This is a genomic window from Aestuariibaculum suncheonense (genome assembly GCF_014596935.1).
GTDB lineage: Bacteria > Bacteroidota > Bacteroidia > Flavobacteriales > Flavobacteriaceae > Aestuariibaculum > Aestuariibaculum suncheonense.
Window position 1 is genome coordinate 520,978 of record NZ_JACVXC010000001.1, and the last position, 14,904, is coordinate 535,881.

General features: G+C 36.5%; 15 protein-coding genes and 1 tRNA gene. 10 read left to right on the forward strand and 6 right to left on the reverse strand.

The annotated features are described in order from the left end of the window. Positions 1 to 118: 118 nt before the first annotated feature. Positions 119 to 763 carry a hypothetical protein gene (locus ICJ84_RS02240; RefSeq protein WP_188214730.1) on the forward strand — a complete coding sequence of 215 codons (645 nt, stop codon included), beginning with the start codon at positions 119 to 121 and terminating at the stop codon, positions 761 to 763. A 77-nt stretch (positions 764 to 840) separates the two neighbouring features. On the opposite strand, the gene ICJ84_RS02245 is transcribed toward ICJ84_RS02240, so the two are convergent. The 5 genes from ICJ84_RS02245 to ICJ84_RS02265 form a co-directional block, all read right to left on the reverse strand. After that, the gene (locus ICJ84_RS02245; RefSeq protein ID WP_188214731.1) at positions 841 to 1,653 is read right to left on the reverse strand and encodes a purine-nucleoside phosphorylase; all 813 of its coding nucleotides are present in this window, start codon (positions 1,651 to 1,653) and stop codon (positions 841 to 843) included. Next, a complete protein-coding gene (locus ICJ84_RS02250) occupies positions 1,646 to 2,323 on the reverse strand; it encodes a TIGR04282 family arsenosugar biosynthesis glycosyltransferase (RefSeq protein WP_188214732.1) in 678 nt (225 codons plus the stop codon). The genes ICJ84_RS02245 and ICJ84_RS02250 overlap by 8 nt, the downstream gene beginning before the upstream one ends. Before the next feature lie 15 nt (positions 2,324 to 2,338). Next, on the reverse strand, positions 2,339 to 3,391 hold the full coding sequence (gene arsS, locus ICJ84_RS02255) for an arsenosugar biosynthesis radical SAM (seleno)protein ArsS (protein ID WP_188214733.1): 1,053 nt from the start codon (positions 3,389 to 3,391) through the stop codon (positions 2,339 to 2,341). 34 nt (positions 3,392 to 3,425) lie between these two features. Further along, on the reverse strand, positions 3,426 to 3,761 hold the full coding sequence (locus ICJ84_RS02260; RefSeq protein ID WP_188214734.1) for an arsenosugar biosynthesis-associated peroxidase-like protein: 336 nt from the start codon (positions 3,759 to 3,761) through the stop codon (positions 3,426 to 3,428). 144 nt (positions 3,762 to 3,905) lie between these two features. Beyond that, on the reverse strand, positions 3,906 to 5,048 hold the full coding sequence (locus tag ICJ84_RS02265) for an acyl-CoA dehydrogenase (protein ID WP_188214735.1): 1,143 nt from the start codon (positions 5,046 to 5,048) through the stop codon (positions 3,906 to 3,908). 94 nt (positions 5,049 to 5,142) lie between these two features. Between ICJ84_RS02265 and ICJ84_RS02270 the strand changes: the two genes are divergently transcribed. The 9 genes from ICJ84_RS02270 to ICJ84_RS02310 all read left to right on the forward strand — a co-directional run bounded on the left by ICJ84_RS02270 (position 5,143) and on the right by ICJ84_RS02310 (position 13,390). Further along, on the forward strand, positions 5,143 to 6,207 hold the full coding sequence (locus tag ICJ84_RS02270; RefSeq protein ID WP_188214736.1) for an anhydro-N-acetylmuramic acid kinase: 1,065 nt from the start codon (positions 5,143 to 5,145) through the stop codon (positions 6,205 to 6,207). A 167-nt stretch (positions 6,208 to 6,374) separates the two neighbouring features. Continuing rightward, a complete protein-coding gene (locus ICJ84_RS02275; protein WP_188214737.1) occupies positions 6,375 to 7,601 on the forward strand; it encodes a Glu/Leu/Phe/Val dehydrogenase dimerization domain-containing protein in 1,227 nt (408 codons plus the stop codon). A gap of 13 nt (positions 7,602 to 7,614) precedes the next feature. Next, entirely contained in the window at positions 7,615 to 9,012 is a 1,398-nt protein-coding gene (gene nhaD, locus ICJ84_RS02280; protein WP_188214738.1) for a sodium:proton antiporter NhaD, read from the forward strand. Between the two features lie 52 nt (positions 9,013 to 9,064). Next, the gene (locus tag ICJ84_RS02285) at positions 9,065 to 9,766 is read left to right on the forward strand and encodes a MotA/TolQ/ExbB proton channel family protein (RefSeq protein WP_188214739.1); all 702 of its coding nucleotides are present in this window, start codon (positions 9,065 to 9,067) and stop codon (positions 9,764 to 9,766) included. Then, positions 9,766 to 10,161 carry an ExbD/TolR family protein gene (locus tag ICJ84_RS02290; protein ID WP_188214740.1) on the forward strand — a complete coding sequence of 132 codons (396 nt, stop codon included), beginning with the start codon at positions 9,766 to 9,768 and terminating at the stop codon, positions 10,159 to 10,161. The genes ICJ84_RS02285 and ICJ84_RS02290 overlap by 1 nt, the downstream gene beginning before the upstream one ends. A gap of 125 nt (positions 10,162 to 10,286) precedes the next feature. Continuing rightward, positions 10,287 to 11,135, forward strand: a complete 849-nt coding sequence (locus ICJ84_RS02295) for an energy transducer TonB (protein ID WP_188214741.1) — start codon at positions 10,287 to 10,289, stop codon at positions 11,133 to 11,135. A 4-nt stretch (positions 11,136 to 11,139) separates the two neighbouring features. Continuing rightward, positions 11,140 to 12,357 (forward strand): bifunctional folylpolyglutamate synthase/dihydrofolate synthase, encoded by a 1,218-nt coding sequence (locus tag ICJ84_RS02300; protein WP_188214742.1) that lies wholly within the window; start codon positions 11,140 to 11,142, stop codon positions 12,355 to 12,357. A 62-nt stretch (positions 12,358 to 12,419) separates the two neighbouring features. Continuing rightward, positions 12,420 to 12,494: transfer RNA gene (locus tag ICJ84_RS02305), tRNA-Val, on the forward strand. A 125-nt stretch (positions 12,495 to 12,619) separates the two neighbouring features. Further along, positions 12,620 to 13,390: a LuxR C-terminal-related transcriptional regulator gene (locus ICJ84_RS02310; protein WP_188214743.1), complete on the forward strand. Its 771-nt coding sequence runs from the start codon at positions 12,620 to 12,622 to the stop codon at positions 13,388 to 13,390. 163 nt (positions 13,391 to 13,553) lie between these two features. On the opposite strand, the gene ICJ84_RS02315 is transcribed toward ICJ84_RS02310, so the two are convergent. Then, positions 13,554 to 14,834 (reverse strand): UDP-N-acetylmuramoyl-tripeptide--D-alanyl-D-alanine ligase, encoded by a 1,281-nt coding sequence (locus ICJ84_RS02315; RefSeq protein WP_188214744.1) that lies wholly within the window; start codon positions 14,832 to 14,834, stop codon positions 13,554 to 13,556. Positions 14,835 to 14,904 lie beyond the last annotated feature (70 nt).

Here is a 14,904-nt window from a genome sequence, read left to right on the forward strand (position 1 = left end):
TGTTATTCGTCGAATACTTCTTATGAAAAGCAATATGAATTTGAATGAAGACGTTGTAAATAACCTAAAATTGCTAATTTCGGCCAGCCCTAAATTTATTAATAATTAACTGAAAAGTATGAGAAAAGTTTTTTTGAGTTTATGTTCCATAGTGTTCGGATTATCTGCATTTGCCCAGAGTTTTGGAGGAAGCCCGTGGGTCTTTGAAGCTGGTTTTAATGCTGTAAATGTCTATTCGGTGGGAGAAGATGCACCTCAAGGCCCGTTTTTAGATGAGTTCTTCAATGTTACCGACCACTGGAATATTGGATTGCCAACGGTTAAGGTCGCAAGATACATAAATGACGATGTGTTTTTAAGTGTTAGAGCTTCATTCAATAAGCTAAGAAAATGGGGAGAGTTCACTGATGATCCAAGAGTGGAAGTAGATAAATTAACCTATTTAGGGTTCGATGCCATGATTAACACGAACATTAATAATTTATTTGAATCAGAAAATTTTGAACCTTTTGTTGGAGCAGGTTTAGGATACACCTGGATTCAGGAAGGAACTTATAATATGCTTTCAGCGGCTAATGGAACTGATGATTTAGTAGGAGCAGCAACGATAAACGCGTCAGTAGGATTAAAATACTGGTTTTCTGAAACCATTGGTTTAAGCTGGGAAACCACTTATAAGCATTCGTTTGAAGATTACTTAACCAAACACTGGCAACACAGTTTGGGGATTATTTTCAAGATTGAAGATTGTACCTGTTACTAATTATAAAATGATATAAAAAAGAAAGGCTTAGTTTTTACTAAGCCTTTCTTTATATTTTATGATGGTATTAAAATGATTTATAACGATTTGATAAGATCGCGGAATAAAGTAATCATATTAGGTTCGGCTTTTTTAGCCATTTCAATAATTTCAGTAATATCCACCGGTTGTAAATTATCGGGATCACATTCATCGGTTAGCACAGAAACAGCTGCAACTTTAAGTTTCAAGTGGTTTGCCACAATCACTTCAGGCACCGTACTCATACCAACAGCATCAGCACCAATAATTTTTAACATGCGATATTCTGCACGCGTTTCCAGTTGCGGACCTAAAACACTGGCATAAACACCTTCATGTAAGGTGATTTTATGATGTTTAGCGATAGATTTAAACTTCGTGTTGATTTCGGCATCGTATGGTGCACTCATATCGACAAAGCGTTCTCCTAAATGTTCAACACCCTTGAAGGCTAAAGGAGAATCGCCTTGTAAATTGATATGGTCATCAAGTAGCATTAATTCACCTTTTTTAAAGTTGGTGTTAATTGCTCCGGCAGCATTAGATACTAATAAGGTGTTAATGCCTAGTTTTTCCATAATGCGAACTGGGAAAGTAACATCCTGCAACGTGTAGCCTTCATATAAATGAAAACGCCCCTGCATCACCATAACTTTTTTACCATCTAAAATGCCGTAGATTAATTTTCCTTTGTGAAATTCTACGGTTGCCGTTGGGAAATTCGGGATATGGTTATAGCTGACTTCGTGTAGAATTTCAATTTCGTTAACTAACTGACCAAGGCCAGTACCTAGAATAATACCTATTTCTGGATTATCAAAACCTTTACTTTTTAGGTAATCTGTAGTTTCATTTATTATCTTAATCATGTTTGGTGTAATATGGTTTTAATTCTTGAAAATCTTGCATATCTTCAAAGGTATCAATATCGTTTAATTCTTGTAGTAAGTAAACGTTGTTGTTTTGTAAATTTTTTAAAGTATCCGTTAATACGGTTTCGGTTCCCCAGGCTTTGTCTTTAAATAACATTGAATTTAGGGCATTCATGCCTAAAAGGTAGTAGCCGCCATCTTTTGCTGGTCCAATAACAAAATCGTTAGTATTGAGTTGCTGAAAAGCATGGTTTATAATGTTTTCATTTAAGTCTAGTAAATCGCTGCCAATAATCAGGATTTTATGGTATCCTAAACCAAAAAGTTCGATGAAAGCCTGTTCCATGCGCTCCCCTAAATCGTTCCCTTTTTGTAATTTCTTTTTAAAGATATCCGGATTCCAAATGTCATTTTTAATGATGTTCTTAGAATAAAAAACGAATTTATCTGCATTTACAGGTTCCGAAATCCTTGCTGTATGTTTTAATAGATGTTTGTAAATATTTAGAGCAGGTTCATTTCCAATAGTTTTTGCCAAACGTGTTTTACATTGTCCTAATTCAGGGTTGCGGGTAAAGATGATTAAGGCATTTTTTGAAGTTGGAAAATGAAGATCAAAAGTCATGTCGTTATCGTTTTCATCTCCTTTGGTGTTAATAAGTCCCATAAGATTTTAAATGAATTAGGCTACTGTGCCTTGGCAACTACTACCGGCGCCGGCAGTACAGCCGTAACAGTGTTGTGAAATGACAATATCCCGACCTTCTAAAAGCCTTTCATTGTATTCTGAAATGTGCTTGGCTTTGCTATTTACAGGAAGTTCGAGCATTTGATTGAAATCACAATCGTATAAATAGCCATTCCAACTCACTGAAAGCGTATTGGTGCACATCACATTACCTACAGCATTCGGATTAAAGGCTTCCACTAGGTTATACATATAATCTTCGTAATTTTCTGAAGCGATTAAATAGTCTAGAAAACGACTCACCGGTAAATTGGTTAGAGCGAATAGATTATGAAAATGAATATCAAATTCTTCTAGGAGTGCCTTTTTAAAATCTTTTTCCATCGCCGATTGATTAGCCGGTAAAAAAGCACCGGATGGATTATATACCAAATCTAATTTCAGTTTGCTATCCGGCATGCCATAACCAATAGCGTTAAGCATCTTTAAGGCTTTAAGTGAGGCATCGAAAACACCATCGCCACGTTGGTTGTCGGTTTTGCCTTTAGTCCAGTGAGGCATCGAACTTACCACATGTATATTGTGCGCTTTAAAGAATTCCGGTAAATCGTGATATTTTTTGTTGGCGGTGATAATGGTAAGATTCGATCGCACAATAAAATCTTTAATGCCCGCTTTTGAAGCTTCATCAACAAACCATCTGAAATTCGGGTTCATCTCCGGGGCACCACCGGTTAAATCCAAAGTATGTGCTCCTGTATTTTTAATCACTTCCAAACATTGTAGCATGGTTTCCTTGCCCATAATTTCTTTACGGTCTGGGCCCGCATCCACATGACAATGTTTACAGGTTTGGTTGCACATATAACCCAAATTAATTTGTAAAATTTCCAGCTTTTTGGCTTTCAACGGAAATTGATTGCTTTCTGAAATTTTGGCTTTAAAAGTGGGTAATTCACCAGCTTGAAAAATACCATTGGAAAGAATATCCAATTGTCTTTTAGCATTTGCCAATTCACTTTGGCGTTTATGAAGTGATTTTATCATGAGTATCCGGTTAACTTTAGATTCGGGAGATTTTTTACATATCTAATTTGTTCACTTTATTCATCATTTGAACGCCGTGAACTAATGAAGCACCACCGCGAATGGCTGCGGCCACGTGTAAAGCTTCCATCATTTCTGCTTTAGTGATGCCGCGTTGCAAGCCGTCGCCGGTATAGGCGTCAATACAATATGGACATTGAATAGTGTGAGAAACGGCTAAAGCAATGAGCGATTTTTCGCGTTCGGTTAAAGCGCCTTCTTCAAAAACTTTTCCGTAGTATTCGAAAAATTTAGCACCTAGTTCTTCGTTCCACTCTGATATTTTTCCGAATTTTTTCAAATCGGCCGGGTCGTAATATGTTTTTTGCATGAAGTTTTTGGTTTAAAGATAGAAATCTATGATGGTAAAGTCGAAAGGTTTTAAGATTCTTAACAAAAAAAGTCCATTATTCATAAGTGAAACTAATGGACTTAAAACGTTGCCGTTTTTGATCTAGAAATTGAAAAGTGGAATTTAAGTTTTGGTAATACTTCTTGAAATGACTACTTTTTGAATTTCTGAAGTCCCTTCGTAAATCTGCGTGATTTTTGCATCACGCATTAAGCGTTCCACATGATAGTCTTTTACAAAACCGTTACCACCGAAAATCTGTACAGCTTCAACGGTATGTTGCATAGCGACTTTCGAGGCTTGTAATTTGGCAACGGCACTCGACACATCGTAATTTTTACCTTGATCTTTATCCCAGGCAGCTCGCATCACCAAATAGCGAGCGGCTTCAATGTCGGCGTACATGTCGGCTAGCTTAAAAGCAATCGCCTGATGATTGCAAATTTCTGTACCGAAGGCTTTGCGTTCTTTCGAATATTTTAAGGCTAATTCGTATGCGCCAGATGCAATACCAAGAGCTTGCGATGCGATACCAATACGTCCGCCAGATAAGGTTTTCATAGCGAACCTAAACCCGGAACCATCCTCTCCAATACGATTTTCTTTCGGAACTTTTACGTCGTTAAACTGAAGTGTGTGTGTGTCGCTTCCACGGATGCCTAATTTATTTTCTTTCGGCCCCACATGAAAGCCGTTCATACCTTTTTCAACAATAAACGCATTAATGCCATGAGATCCTTTATCTCGGTCGGTTTGTGCCATAACCAGGTATACATCGGCACGGCCACCGTTGGTAATCCAGTTTTTGGTGCCGTTTAATAAGTAATGATCGCCTTTATCGATGGCCGTTGTTTTTTGCGAAGTTGCATCACTTCCGGCTTCTGGTTCACTCAAACAAAAGGCACCAATAAATTCACCAGTAGCCAGCTTGGTTAAATATTTTTGTTTTTGTTCTTCGGTGCCATAGGCCTCCAAACCATAACAAACTAATGAATTATTCACCGATACAATTACCGAGGCAGAAGCATCGATTTTCGATAGTTCTTCCATAATTAATACATACGAAATGGTATCCATGCCGCTTCCGCCATATTTTGGGTCTACCATAATACCAAGAAAGCCAAGATCTCCCATTTTTTTAACCAGTTCTGCAGGAAAGTGTTGATTTTCATCACGATCAATAACGCCGGGAAGTAATTCGTTTTGGGCGAAATCGCGAGCGGCATCGCGTATCATTTTATGTTCTTCGGAAAGATTGAAATTCATAATTCTTAGTTATTTTGTTTATTTGGTAAAAAATATACACAAATATAGCGTTTTAATGATAATTTATTAAAAACCATTCTTATTTTTGTCGGGTATGATAAAAAATAAATACAACATAGTTGGTGTGATGTCGGGGACCTCTTTAGATGGTATCGATCTTGTTTATGTGAGTTTTGAAAAAAAGGAGCATTGGGATTTTAACATAATCCATGCTGAAACGGTGGCATATTCAGAGGAATGTGTTGAAACCTTGAGAGGTTTGGTCGGTTGCACGTTGGAAGATCTTAAAGTGATTGATGTTGAGTATACTAATTTTCAGGCTGAGGTTATTAAAAGCTTCATTTCGAAATATAATTTAAATGATATTGATGCGGTTTGTTCGCATGGTCATACTGCTTTGCATCAACCGGAAAAGGGATTAACTTATCAAATAGGAAATTTGCCAAAAATAGCTGAGTTGATTGGTGAACGCGTCGTGTGTGATTTTAGAGTTCAGGATGTGGAATATGGAGGGCAAGGTGCACCGTTGGTGCCCATAGGCGATAAGTTGCTGTTTGCTGATTATGATTTTTGTTTGAATCTGGGTGGTTTCGCCAACATTTCAACCGATATTGACGGTAACCGAATTGCTTATGATATTTGTCCGGTGAATATTGTTTTGAATCATTATGTCAAACCGTTAGGGCTAGATTATGATAGGGGGGGAGAAATAGCTGGAACAGGAAATATCAATGCGGATTTATTAAATCAATTAAATGCATTAGAATTTTATAAATCACCGTATCCAAAATCACTCGGATTAGAATGGGTGAGAACAAATATTTTACCCTTAGTAGATGATTTTAAACTCGAAATAAATGATGTGTTATGCACGTTTGTGGAGCATATCGCTACGCAGTTGGCAGCCGAAATTAATAAAAAGGAACAGGCTTCGGTGTATATAACCGGAGGAGGAGTTTACAATACCTATCTCATAGAACGATTAAAGACCTACACTAGAAACACTATTATAATACCTGAAAATTCGATAGTAGAATTCAAGGAAGCTTTAATTTTTGGTTTCTTAGGAGTGCTTAAACTTCGTGATGAAATTAATTGCCTGCAAAGTGTAACTGGGGCGAATAAAGACCACAGTTCCGGCAAGATATACCTTCCGTAAAAATAATCTAAAATTAATCTTTTAGGATTTTTAGTTTTTTATATTTGTGGATTAATAATTTTAAATCATTTAAAAATGACGCAATTATAGCTATGCTTTAATTTATTATCCACGGAACAAACAACAACAAAACTTAGCTACAACGAATCAATTTTTAAATATCAAACATGAAAGAATTATTAAAAAAATACGAAAACAAAACTCCCGAAATTATATTCAACTGGAAAGATTCTGAAACCGAAGCTGAAGGCTGGGTAGTGATTAATTCACTTCGCGGTGGAGCTGCAGGGGGAGGAACCAGAATGCGTCTAGGTCTTGATGTAAACGAAGTGTTATCTTTGGCAAAAACCATGGAAATTAAGTTTACTGTATCAGGTCCTGCCATTGGTGGTGCGAAATCGGGAATCAATTTCGATCCTAAAGACCCGAGAAAAAAAGGCGTGTTAGAGCGTTGGTATAAGGTGGTTTCGCCTTTACTAAAAAGTTATTACGGAACAGGAGGTGATTTAAATGTGGATGAAATTCATGAAGTAATTCCTATTACTGAAGAAAGTGGGGTTTGGCATCCGCAGGAAGGTGTATTTAACGGGCATTTTAAACCTACAGAGGCCGACAAGATTAATCGTATTGGTCAGTTACGACAAGGAGTAATCAAAGTGATTGAAAATGCACAATATTCTCCTGATGTGTTAAGAAAATATACTGTGGCAGATATGATTACAGGATTTGGAGTGGCTGAAGCTGTAAGACATTTCTATAATATTTACGGCGGGTCAGTACAAGGAAAACGAGCTGTAATTCAGGGATTTGGAAATGTAGGAGCCGCTGCAGCATATTATTTGTCCCAAATGGGTGCAAAAGTGGTTGGAATTATCGATATTGCGGGCGGTTTAATTAATGAGGAAGGATTTACGTTTGAGGAGATTAAAGCCTTATTTCTCGCAAAAAAAGGCAATACTTTAGAAAGCGATAATTTAATTCCCTTTGAAGAAATCAACGAAAAAATTTGGGGTATTCAAGCTGAGATTTTTGCACCATGTGCAGCCTCCCGTTTAATCACAGAAAGTCAGATTAATCAGTTAATCGACAGTGGTCTTGAGGTTATATCGTGTGGTGCCAATGTGCCTTTTGCAGATAAGGAAATCTTCTTCGGGCCAATTATGGAGCATACCGATAACAAAGTGAGTTTAATTCCAGATTTTATTTCAAACTGCGGTATGGCACGTGTGTTTGCGTATTTTATGGAACGCCGTGTACAAATGACCGATGATGCAATATTTAACGATACATCAAATAAAATTAAAGAAGCAATAGAAAACGTATATAATAAAAACCAGCATAAAACGGGCGTGAGTGCCACAGCATATGAGATTGCACTCAGCCAACTTGTATAATTTTTAAATTTTTATGGAAACAGCGATTATTTTAGTATTTGTATTAGGCTATTTGGCCATTACTCTTGAACATAACTTAAAAATAGATAAACTTATCCCGGCATTAGTCATGATGGCACTTTGTTGGGCTTTAATCTCTTTAGGTTTAGATAGCTTTCCAAACTGGTTCGATTCTGCCAAACATGCTTTGTTAGAGGGTTTTGGCGCTTTTGAACATGAAGAGAAGCTACATCTGATGGAAGAAACGTTATTACACCACTTAGGTAAAACTGCAGAGATATTAGTATTCCTTTTAGGAGCGATGACTATTGTTGAAATTATTGATTATTTTGATGGTTTTGCAACAATTAAGAGTTTTGTTAAGACTAAGAAAAAGACTAAAATATTGTGGATTTTCTCAATTTTAGCGTTCGTTTTATCTGCAATCATCGATAACTTAACAGCAACCATTGTATTAATTTCAATTCTTCAAAAAATTGTTAAAGACAGAGATATTCGTATTTGGTATGCTGGTTTAATTATTATTGCAGCAAATGCTGGAGGAGCCTGGTCTCCAATTGGTGATGTTACCACAACTATGTTATGGATTGGTAAAAAAGTGTCAACTGATCACTTAGTAGGATATTTATTTGTACCATCATTTTTATGTATGGCAGTGCCTTCATTTATTGCTTCATTCTTACCGGTTTTCAAAGGGGAATTAGATATTGAAGAAAGCGGTGATGATAAGCCTAAATCGAAATACAGCGCAACCATGTTATATTTAGGATTAGGTGCTATTGTATTCGTGCCAATCTTTAAAATGGGAACACATTTACCTCCTTATGTAGGGATGATGTTATCTTTAGGTATTGTAGCTGTTTTTGCTGAAATCTACAGCAGTTCAAAATTCAGTATGACGGAATACGGTGCTGAAGAAAGTGATGCACATGCACACCACAGTCCGGTTCATCATTCATTATCTAAAATCGAGTTGCCAAGTATCTTATTCTTCTTAGGTATATTAATGGCAGTAGCAGCTTTAGAATCTTTAGGAATTCTATTCAATTTTGCTGGGGCATTACAGGATACTATGCCTATGTTAGGAACCGAAATTCATGTAGGCGAAGGCGTTTCTGATTTAGTGGTATTATTATTAGGAGTAGGTTCTGCAGTTATTGACAACGTACCATTAGTTGCTGCATCTTTAGGGATGTTCCATGAGCCGATGGATAATGAGCTTTGGCACTTTATTGCATACTCTGCCGGAACTGGGGGAAGTATGTTAATCATAGGTTCAGCTGCTGGAGTTGTTGCTATGGGAATGGAAAAAATTGACTTTTTCTGGTACTTTAAAAAGATTTCTTGGTTAGCCTTGGTAGGGTTCTTAGTAGGTGCAGCTGCATTTATGGTAACCAGAACATTGTTCTAACATACTTTAATAAGAAAACCAACGTTATACAATTGCCCAAAAACTTAATTATATGCTTAACACTTTATTACAAAACACTCAAGAAGGCGCTGAGTTATTAACCGACGAGGTTCCTGTTGAAAAAACACTTTCTATTATTGAGCTAATCAGTAGTGGTGGAGTGGCTGGTCAAGTAATTATCCTACTTTTGTTTGTGTTGCTTGTTGCAGCGATTTACATTTATTTCGAGCGTTTGTTTGCTATTAAAGCGGCAGCTAAAATAGATGCAAATTTTATGAATCAGATTAAAGACCATGTAACACACGGTAAAATCGATTCAGCACAACTATTGTGCGCTCAGGCCAATTCACCGGTATCAAGATTAATCAATAAAGGTATTTCCAGAATTGGAAAACCCTTAGCCGACATTAATACGGCTATTGAAAACGCAGGGCGTTTAGAGGTTTACAGTTTAGAGAAAAACGTTAGTGTGTTGGCAACCATTTCAGGAGCAGCACCAATGATTGGTTTCTTAGGTACGGTTATTGGTATGATCTTATCGATATTCGAGATTGCAAACTCAGGAGGACAAATCGATATTAAACTATTGGCCGATGGTTTATATACCGCGATGACCACTACAGTAGCCGGTTTAATTGTGGGTATTGTAGCATATATGGCGTACAATCACCTGGTAGTTAAAACCGATAAAGTAGTGTACCAAATGGAGGCGCACTCGGTAGAGTTTTTAGATCATTTAAATGAGCCTATTTAATGAATTTAAAAGGAAGAAATAAAGTTACGCCAGAGTTCAGTATGGCATCGATGACAGATATTGTATTCCTGTTATTGATTTTCTTCATGTTGGCTTCTACATTAGTAACAACTAACGCTATTGATATTTTATTGCCTAAAGCTAGTGGTAAAACGGAGAATAAAAAATCAATAGCTGTTAGTATCAAGAAAGATTTAACCTATTACATCGACCAAAAACGTGTTGGCGAAAGTGTTTTGGAAAACGAATTGTTAGCCTTGCTTTCAACAGAAGATAAGCCAACCATTGTTTTGCGAGCTGAAAAATCAGTTCCGGTGGAAAATGTAGTAAAGGTTATGGATATTGCTAATAGAAACAAGTTTAAAGTTATTTTAGCTGTTAGGCCTAATAACTAGTGTTTCTAAAACTCGATAAGACTTCATTGTCGAGGTGAATGTATAAAGAAATGTCTATGTTTTGTAGACTTCAACTCGTAGACATTTCTTTTTTATCTGTCAAAAAGGGAAATAAATATTAACTGATGAAATATTTCGAAACCAAGCACGAAAAAGACTCAGCAAAGTTAACAGCTTTAATCACTGTAATTTTGTTGTTATTGTTGTTTGTTGTTGGTGCACCATATATGGATCCACCTGTAGAATATGGCGTTGCAGTTAATTTTGGAACTACCGATTTTGGTTCAGGAACGGTTCAGCCTTTAAAACCGATTAAGTCTGAACCAAACGAAATCAACCGTCCTACCGAACCAGAAGTAACCAAAACCGAACCAACGAAAGCTGCTGAAGCTAAAGAAGAAGTTTTAACGGCAGATAACGCTGAAGAAATTGCTATTAAAAAGCAGAAGGAAGCCGAAGCTAAGGCTAAGGCCGAAGCAGATGCTAAAGCTAAAGCGGAAGCAGAGCGTATAGCCAAAGAAAAGCGCGAACAGGAAGAAAAGAAGAAGAAACTGGATGCGTTAATCGGTGGGGTTAGTAAATCGGAAGGTACAGCAACCGGAGGAGAAGGCGATGATAATAAAGCAGGTGATAAAGGTCAGTTAGACGGTGATCCCTATGCACCAAGTTATTTCGGATCCGGAGGTTCAGGAAGTGGAGGCGTAGGTTATGGATTAAACGGTAGAGGAAAAGCTAGTTTTAAAACATTTACACAAGATTGTAATGAATCGGGGATGGTCATCGTTGAAATTGTTGTTAACCAAAATGGTAATGTTATTGAAGCAAAACCAGGTGCAAGAGGAACGACCAATACTGCAGCTTGTTTATTAGAACCAGCAAAAAAAATAGCCTTATCTCATAAATGGCAGGCAGATCCTAATGCGCCTACCAGACAAATAGGGTATGTAAAAGTGAACTTCAAATTAGGTCAGTAGCATCATGACATATCAGGATACAATCAATTGGATGTTTAATCAACTACCAATGTATCAACGCCAGGGCCAGTCGGCTTTTAAAAAGGACTTATCGAATACCATTAAATTGGTCGAACATCTTCATCATCCGGAACGTAATTTTAAATCCATTCATGTTGCTGGAACCAATGGAAAAGGTTCTACAAGCCATATGCTGGCTTCCATTTTACAGGAAGCAGGTTATAAGGTTGGTTTGTATACCTCGCCGCATCTAAAGGACTTTAGAGAACGTATTAAAATTAATGGAGATGTGGTTAGTGATAACTTTGTTGTCGATTTTATCGAGTATAATAAGACGTTTTTAGAAGCAAATCAGTTGTCTTTTTTTGAGATGACTGTTGGTATGGCTTTCGATTATTTTTCTAAAGAACAGGTGGACATTGCTGTTGTTGAAGTGGGTATGGGAGGTAGATTAGACTCCACCAATGTGATTACCCCGGAAGTTTCAGTAATTACTAACATAGGATTAGATCATACGCAGTTTTTAGGCAATACACTCGATGCTATTGCTTTCGAAAAAGGAGGTATTATAAAGTCAAATGTACCTGTCGTGATTGGTGAAACCCAAATAGAAACCAGTCCGGTATTTCAACGATTGGCAGAAGAAAGAGGAGCCGATATTATATTTGCCGATCAGCAATCTTCAAAGTCGTACGTTTCCGATTTAATAGGCGATTATCAAACAAAGAATATTATAACCGTTCAACAGGCGATAAAACAATTGCAAATGAAAGGATTTAATATTTCAGAAACTCATATTACTGAAGGTTTCAAACATGTTGTTGATAACACAGGCTTGTTAGGACGTTGGCAGACTCTGCAGACACAGCCTAAAGTCGTTTGCGATACCGGACATAATCGTGACGGACTTACTTATGTGATGAAACAACTATCAAAAGAAACTTTTGATGCTTTGCATATTGTTTTTGGAGTGGTAAATGATAAAGATATTAGTTCTATTATCGATTTATTACCTCAAAAAGCGACCTATTATTTTTGCAAACCTGATATTCCTCGTGGGCTAGATGCAGACACGTTAAAGCAGGTTTTTGCAGAACATGATTTGCGCGGTGAATCCTATGAGTCTGTGAATGAGGCATATCATTCGGCTTTGAAAAATGCGAACACTAATGATTTTGTATTTATTGGCGGAAGTACTTTTGTTGTGGCAGAAATAATTTAAATTTTTGCGAAAAATGTTTTTGTAGAATCAAAAACTAGCTTATATTTGCACACCTAATTGAAGGGCGCGTAGCTCAGTTGGTTCAGAGCACTTGGTTTACACCCAAGGGGTCAGGGGTTCGAATCCCTTCGCGCCCACAGAAAAAATCCTAAAGTATTATTTGCTTTAGGATTTTTTGTTTCTATGCTATTTCTTCTTTATGGTTGGTTTTATCTTACAATTCCACTTTTTTTAATACTTTTAAGATACATAAGTTGCTATTATGGATTTAAATGAGATTAAAGGAATTTATAAAGAGGTGTTTAAATGTTACGAGCATCCTTCTTTAGATGAGCACATTCAAAAAATTATTGAGTTAGATGATTATCTGCCTTACAGTTCAACATTTTTTTGTATTACCAACACCAGAGATTTAACATTTGAGTATGTAAGCAAGAACATGACTGCTTGTCTGGGCTTGGATAAAAGCTTGTTCGAAACTCAGGGCATGCGCTATTTTTGGGGTAGAATGCATCCAGATGATGTTGAGCAGTGGTTACAGGCTTTAAATGAACTTATGAAGTTCACGCTAAGTGAAATTAGTATAGAGAATAGAAACCGAATGAGTTATACCTGGAATTATCGCTTAATGAATGCTGATGGTGTTTATGTGAATATTGTACAAAATACAACACCTATTGAGTTTGATATTGCCAACAAGCCTATAATTGGCCTGGCTCATTATACCGTAATGGCACCTGAGATTAAAATGAGTATCTGTGCAACGGCAAAGTTGTTAAATAATCAAAATGAATACGAAACGGTATATTTTAATAACTTTTCACAGAAGTTGCTTAACGACGTTGTTAGCAATAGAGAACGTGATATTATTCGATTGTTGGTTCTTAATTATTCAAGTAAAGATATTGCTGAAAAGCTGAATATCAGCTCGAATACCGTAGATACACACAGGCGAAATATTCTTAAAAAATTTAATATTTCCTCTACAGGAGAATTGATTGGAATTATAAAAATGAATAATAGCATCATTTAAAACCCAAATTTAACATAGAAATTAAAGAAAATACTCAAATTGAGTATTGCTAAACACTCGATAAAGTGCAACCTTTGTTAAGCTATTAATTAATTCTTAGGGAGAGTTAAGTAAATATGTGCCTGTTAATATTCAGTTATTTCAGGCACTTTTTATTCTTAAACTATACTAAATCGAGTATACGCTCCATAGCCATGCCTCTGGATCCTTTAATTAATAATGTGCTATGGTTTAAACCTTCAATGTTGAAGTTCGCTTTAAAATCATCAAAGGATTGGAATTTTAACAGGTTATCAACAGTTGTTTGGGTATTGAAGAAATTCTCACCTATAACAATGACTTTATTTATGTTAAGTGATGTTGATAACTTTATTATGTTTTCATGCTCTTCTTTAGCTTCTTTTCCTAGCTCAAACATGTCACCAATAATTGCTATCTTGTTGTTATCGTTTAGCTTGTCGAAATTAGAAAGTGCTGCCTTCATACTTGTCGGGTTGGCGTTGTAAGCATCTAAAATGATTTTGCAAGTACCTTTGTTAATAACCTGTGAACGATTATTGGTTGGTGAGTAGTCTTCAATAGCGATTTTAATATCGTTATCATCTACCCTAAAATGATTTGCCATAGTTATTGCAGCCGCGATGTTGTTGAAGTTATAGGCGCCGATTAACTGACTTTGAATCGTTAGATGGTTATAGTTTAATTTAACATTTGGCTGCGCTTCAACAAACTGTATAGTAATATCGAAACCTTCAGTGTCACCAAATACAATTCTGTTGGTATTTGCAGTTTTCTCTAATTGAATAGCATCAGAACCGTTAACAAAAAGGGTTTTGTTGTTAGTAATTAAATAGTCGTACATTTCACTTTTCCCTTTTATCACGCCTTCAACACTGCCAAAACCTTCTAAATGTGCTTTTCCAAAGTTTGTGATATAGCCGAAGTCGGGTTGAGCGATTTTACAAAGAGCTTCAATTTCTTTTAAGTGATTTGCACCCATTTCTACAATACCAATTTCGGTGTTTTTAGTCATGGATAACAAGGTGAGGGGGACACCAATATGGTTGTTTAAATTACCAATAGTAGCTGTAGTTTTATACTTCTTAGAAAGGGTTGCATTGATTAATTCTTTCGTGGTGGTTTTACCGTTACTTCCAGTTAGGGCAATAATAGGAAGTTTTAAATAGTTTCTATGATAAGTTGCTAATTGTTGAAGCGTATCAAGAACGTTGTCGACAAGAATGGTTTGCGACGAAGTGTTGAATTCTTCTTCGTCAATAACACAATATTTCGCGCCGTTTTGTAGAGCCTGTTCAGCGTATTTGTTGCCGTTAAAATTCTCACCTTTTAAGGCAAAAAACATGTCGTTTTCTTTGATTTTACGTGTGTCGGTACTTGCGGCATGACATTCTAAAAACAAGCTGTGTATTTGTGCTATTTTCAACTGTAGACTTTGTTTTAAATTGGAAACTAAAAGTATTAAAAAAGTCCTAACGGTAGGTTAGGACTTTTAA

Excerpts from the sequence above, each read along its gene's own strand:
- ICJ84_RS02275 (WP_188214737.1), top strand. The coding sequence starts at position 6,375 with ATGAAAGAATTATTAAAAAAATACGAAAACAAAACTCCCGAAATTATA.
- ICJ84_RS02295 (WP_188214741.1), top strand. The coding sequence starts at position 10,287 with ATGAAATATTTCGAAACCAAGCACGAAAAAGACTCAGCAAAGTTAACA.
- ICJ84_RS02300 (WP_188214742.1), top strand. The coding sequence starts at position 11,140 with ATGACATATCAGGATACAATCAATTGGATGTTTAATCAACTACCAATG.
- ICJ84_RS02260 (WP_188214734.1), bottom strand. The coding sequence starts at position 3,761 with ATGCAAAAAACATATTACGACCCGGCCGATTTGAAAAAATTCGGAAAA.
- ICJ84_RS02240 (WP_188214730.1), top strand. The coding sequence starts at position 119 with ATGAGAAAAGTTTTTTTGAGTTTATGTTCCATAGTGTTCGGATTATCT.
- ICJ84_RS02310 (WP_188214743.1), top strand. The coding sequence starts at position 12,620 with ATGGATTTAAATGAGATTAAAGGAATTTATAAAGAGGTGTTTAAATGT.
- ICJ84_RS02290 (WP_188214740.1), top strand. The coding sequence starts at position 9,766 with ATGAATTTAAAAGGAAGAAATAAAGTTACGCCAGAGTTCAGTATGGCA.
- nhaD (WP_188214738.1), top strand. The coding sequence starts at position 7,615 with ATGGAAACAGCGATTATTTTAGTATTTGTATTAGGCTATTTGGCCATT.
- ICJ84_RS02265 (WP_188214735.1), bottom strand. The coding sequence starts at position 5,048 with ATGAATTTCAATCTTTCCGAAGAACATAAAATGATACGCGATGCCGCT.
- ICJ84_RS02285 (WP_188214739.1), top strand. The coding sequence starts at position 9,065 with ATGCTTAACACTTTATTACAAAACACTCAAGAAGGCGCTGAGTTATTA.
- ICJ84_RS02250 (WP_188214732.1), bottom strand. The coding sequence starts at position 2,323 with ATGGGACTTATTAACACCAAAGGAGATGAAAACGATAACGACATGACT.
- ICJ84_RS02245 (WP_188214731.1), bottom strand. The coding sequence starts at position 1,653 with ATGATTAAGATAATAAATGAAACTACAGATTACCTAAAAAGTAAAGGT.
- ICJ84_RS02270 (WP_188214736.1), top strand. The coding sequence starts at position 5,143 with ATGATAAAAAATAAATACAACATAGTTGGTGTGATGTCGGGGACCTCT.
- arsS (WP_188214733.1), bottom strand. The coding sequence starts at position 3,391 with ATGATAAAATCACTTCATAAACGCCAAAGTGAATTGGCAAATGCTAAA.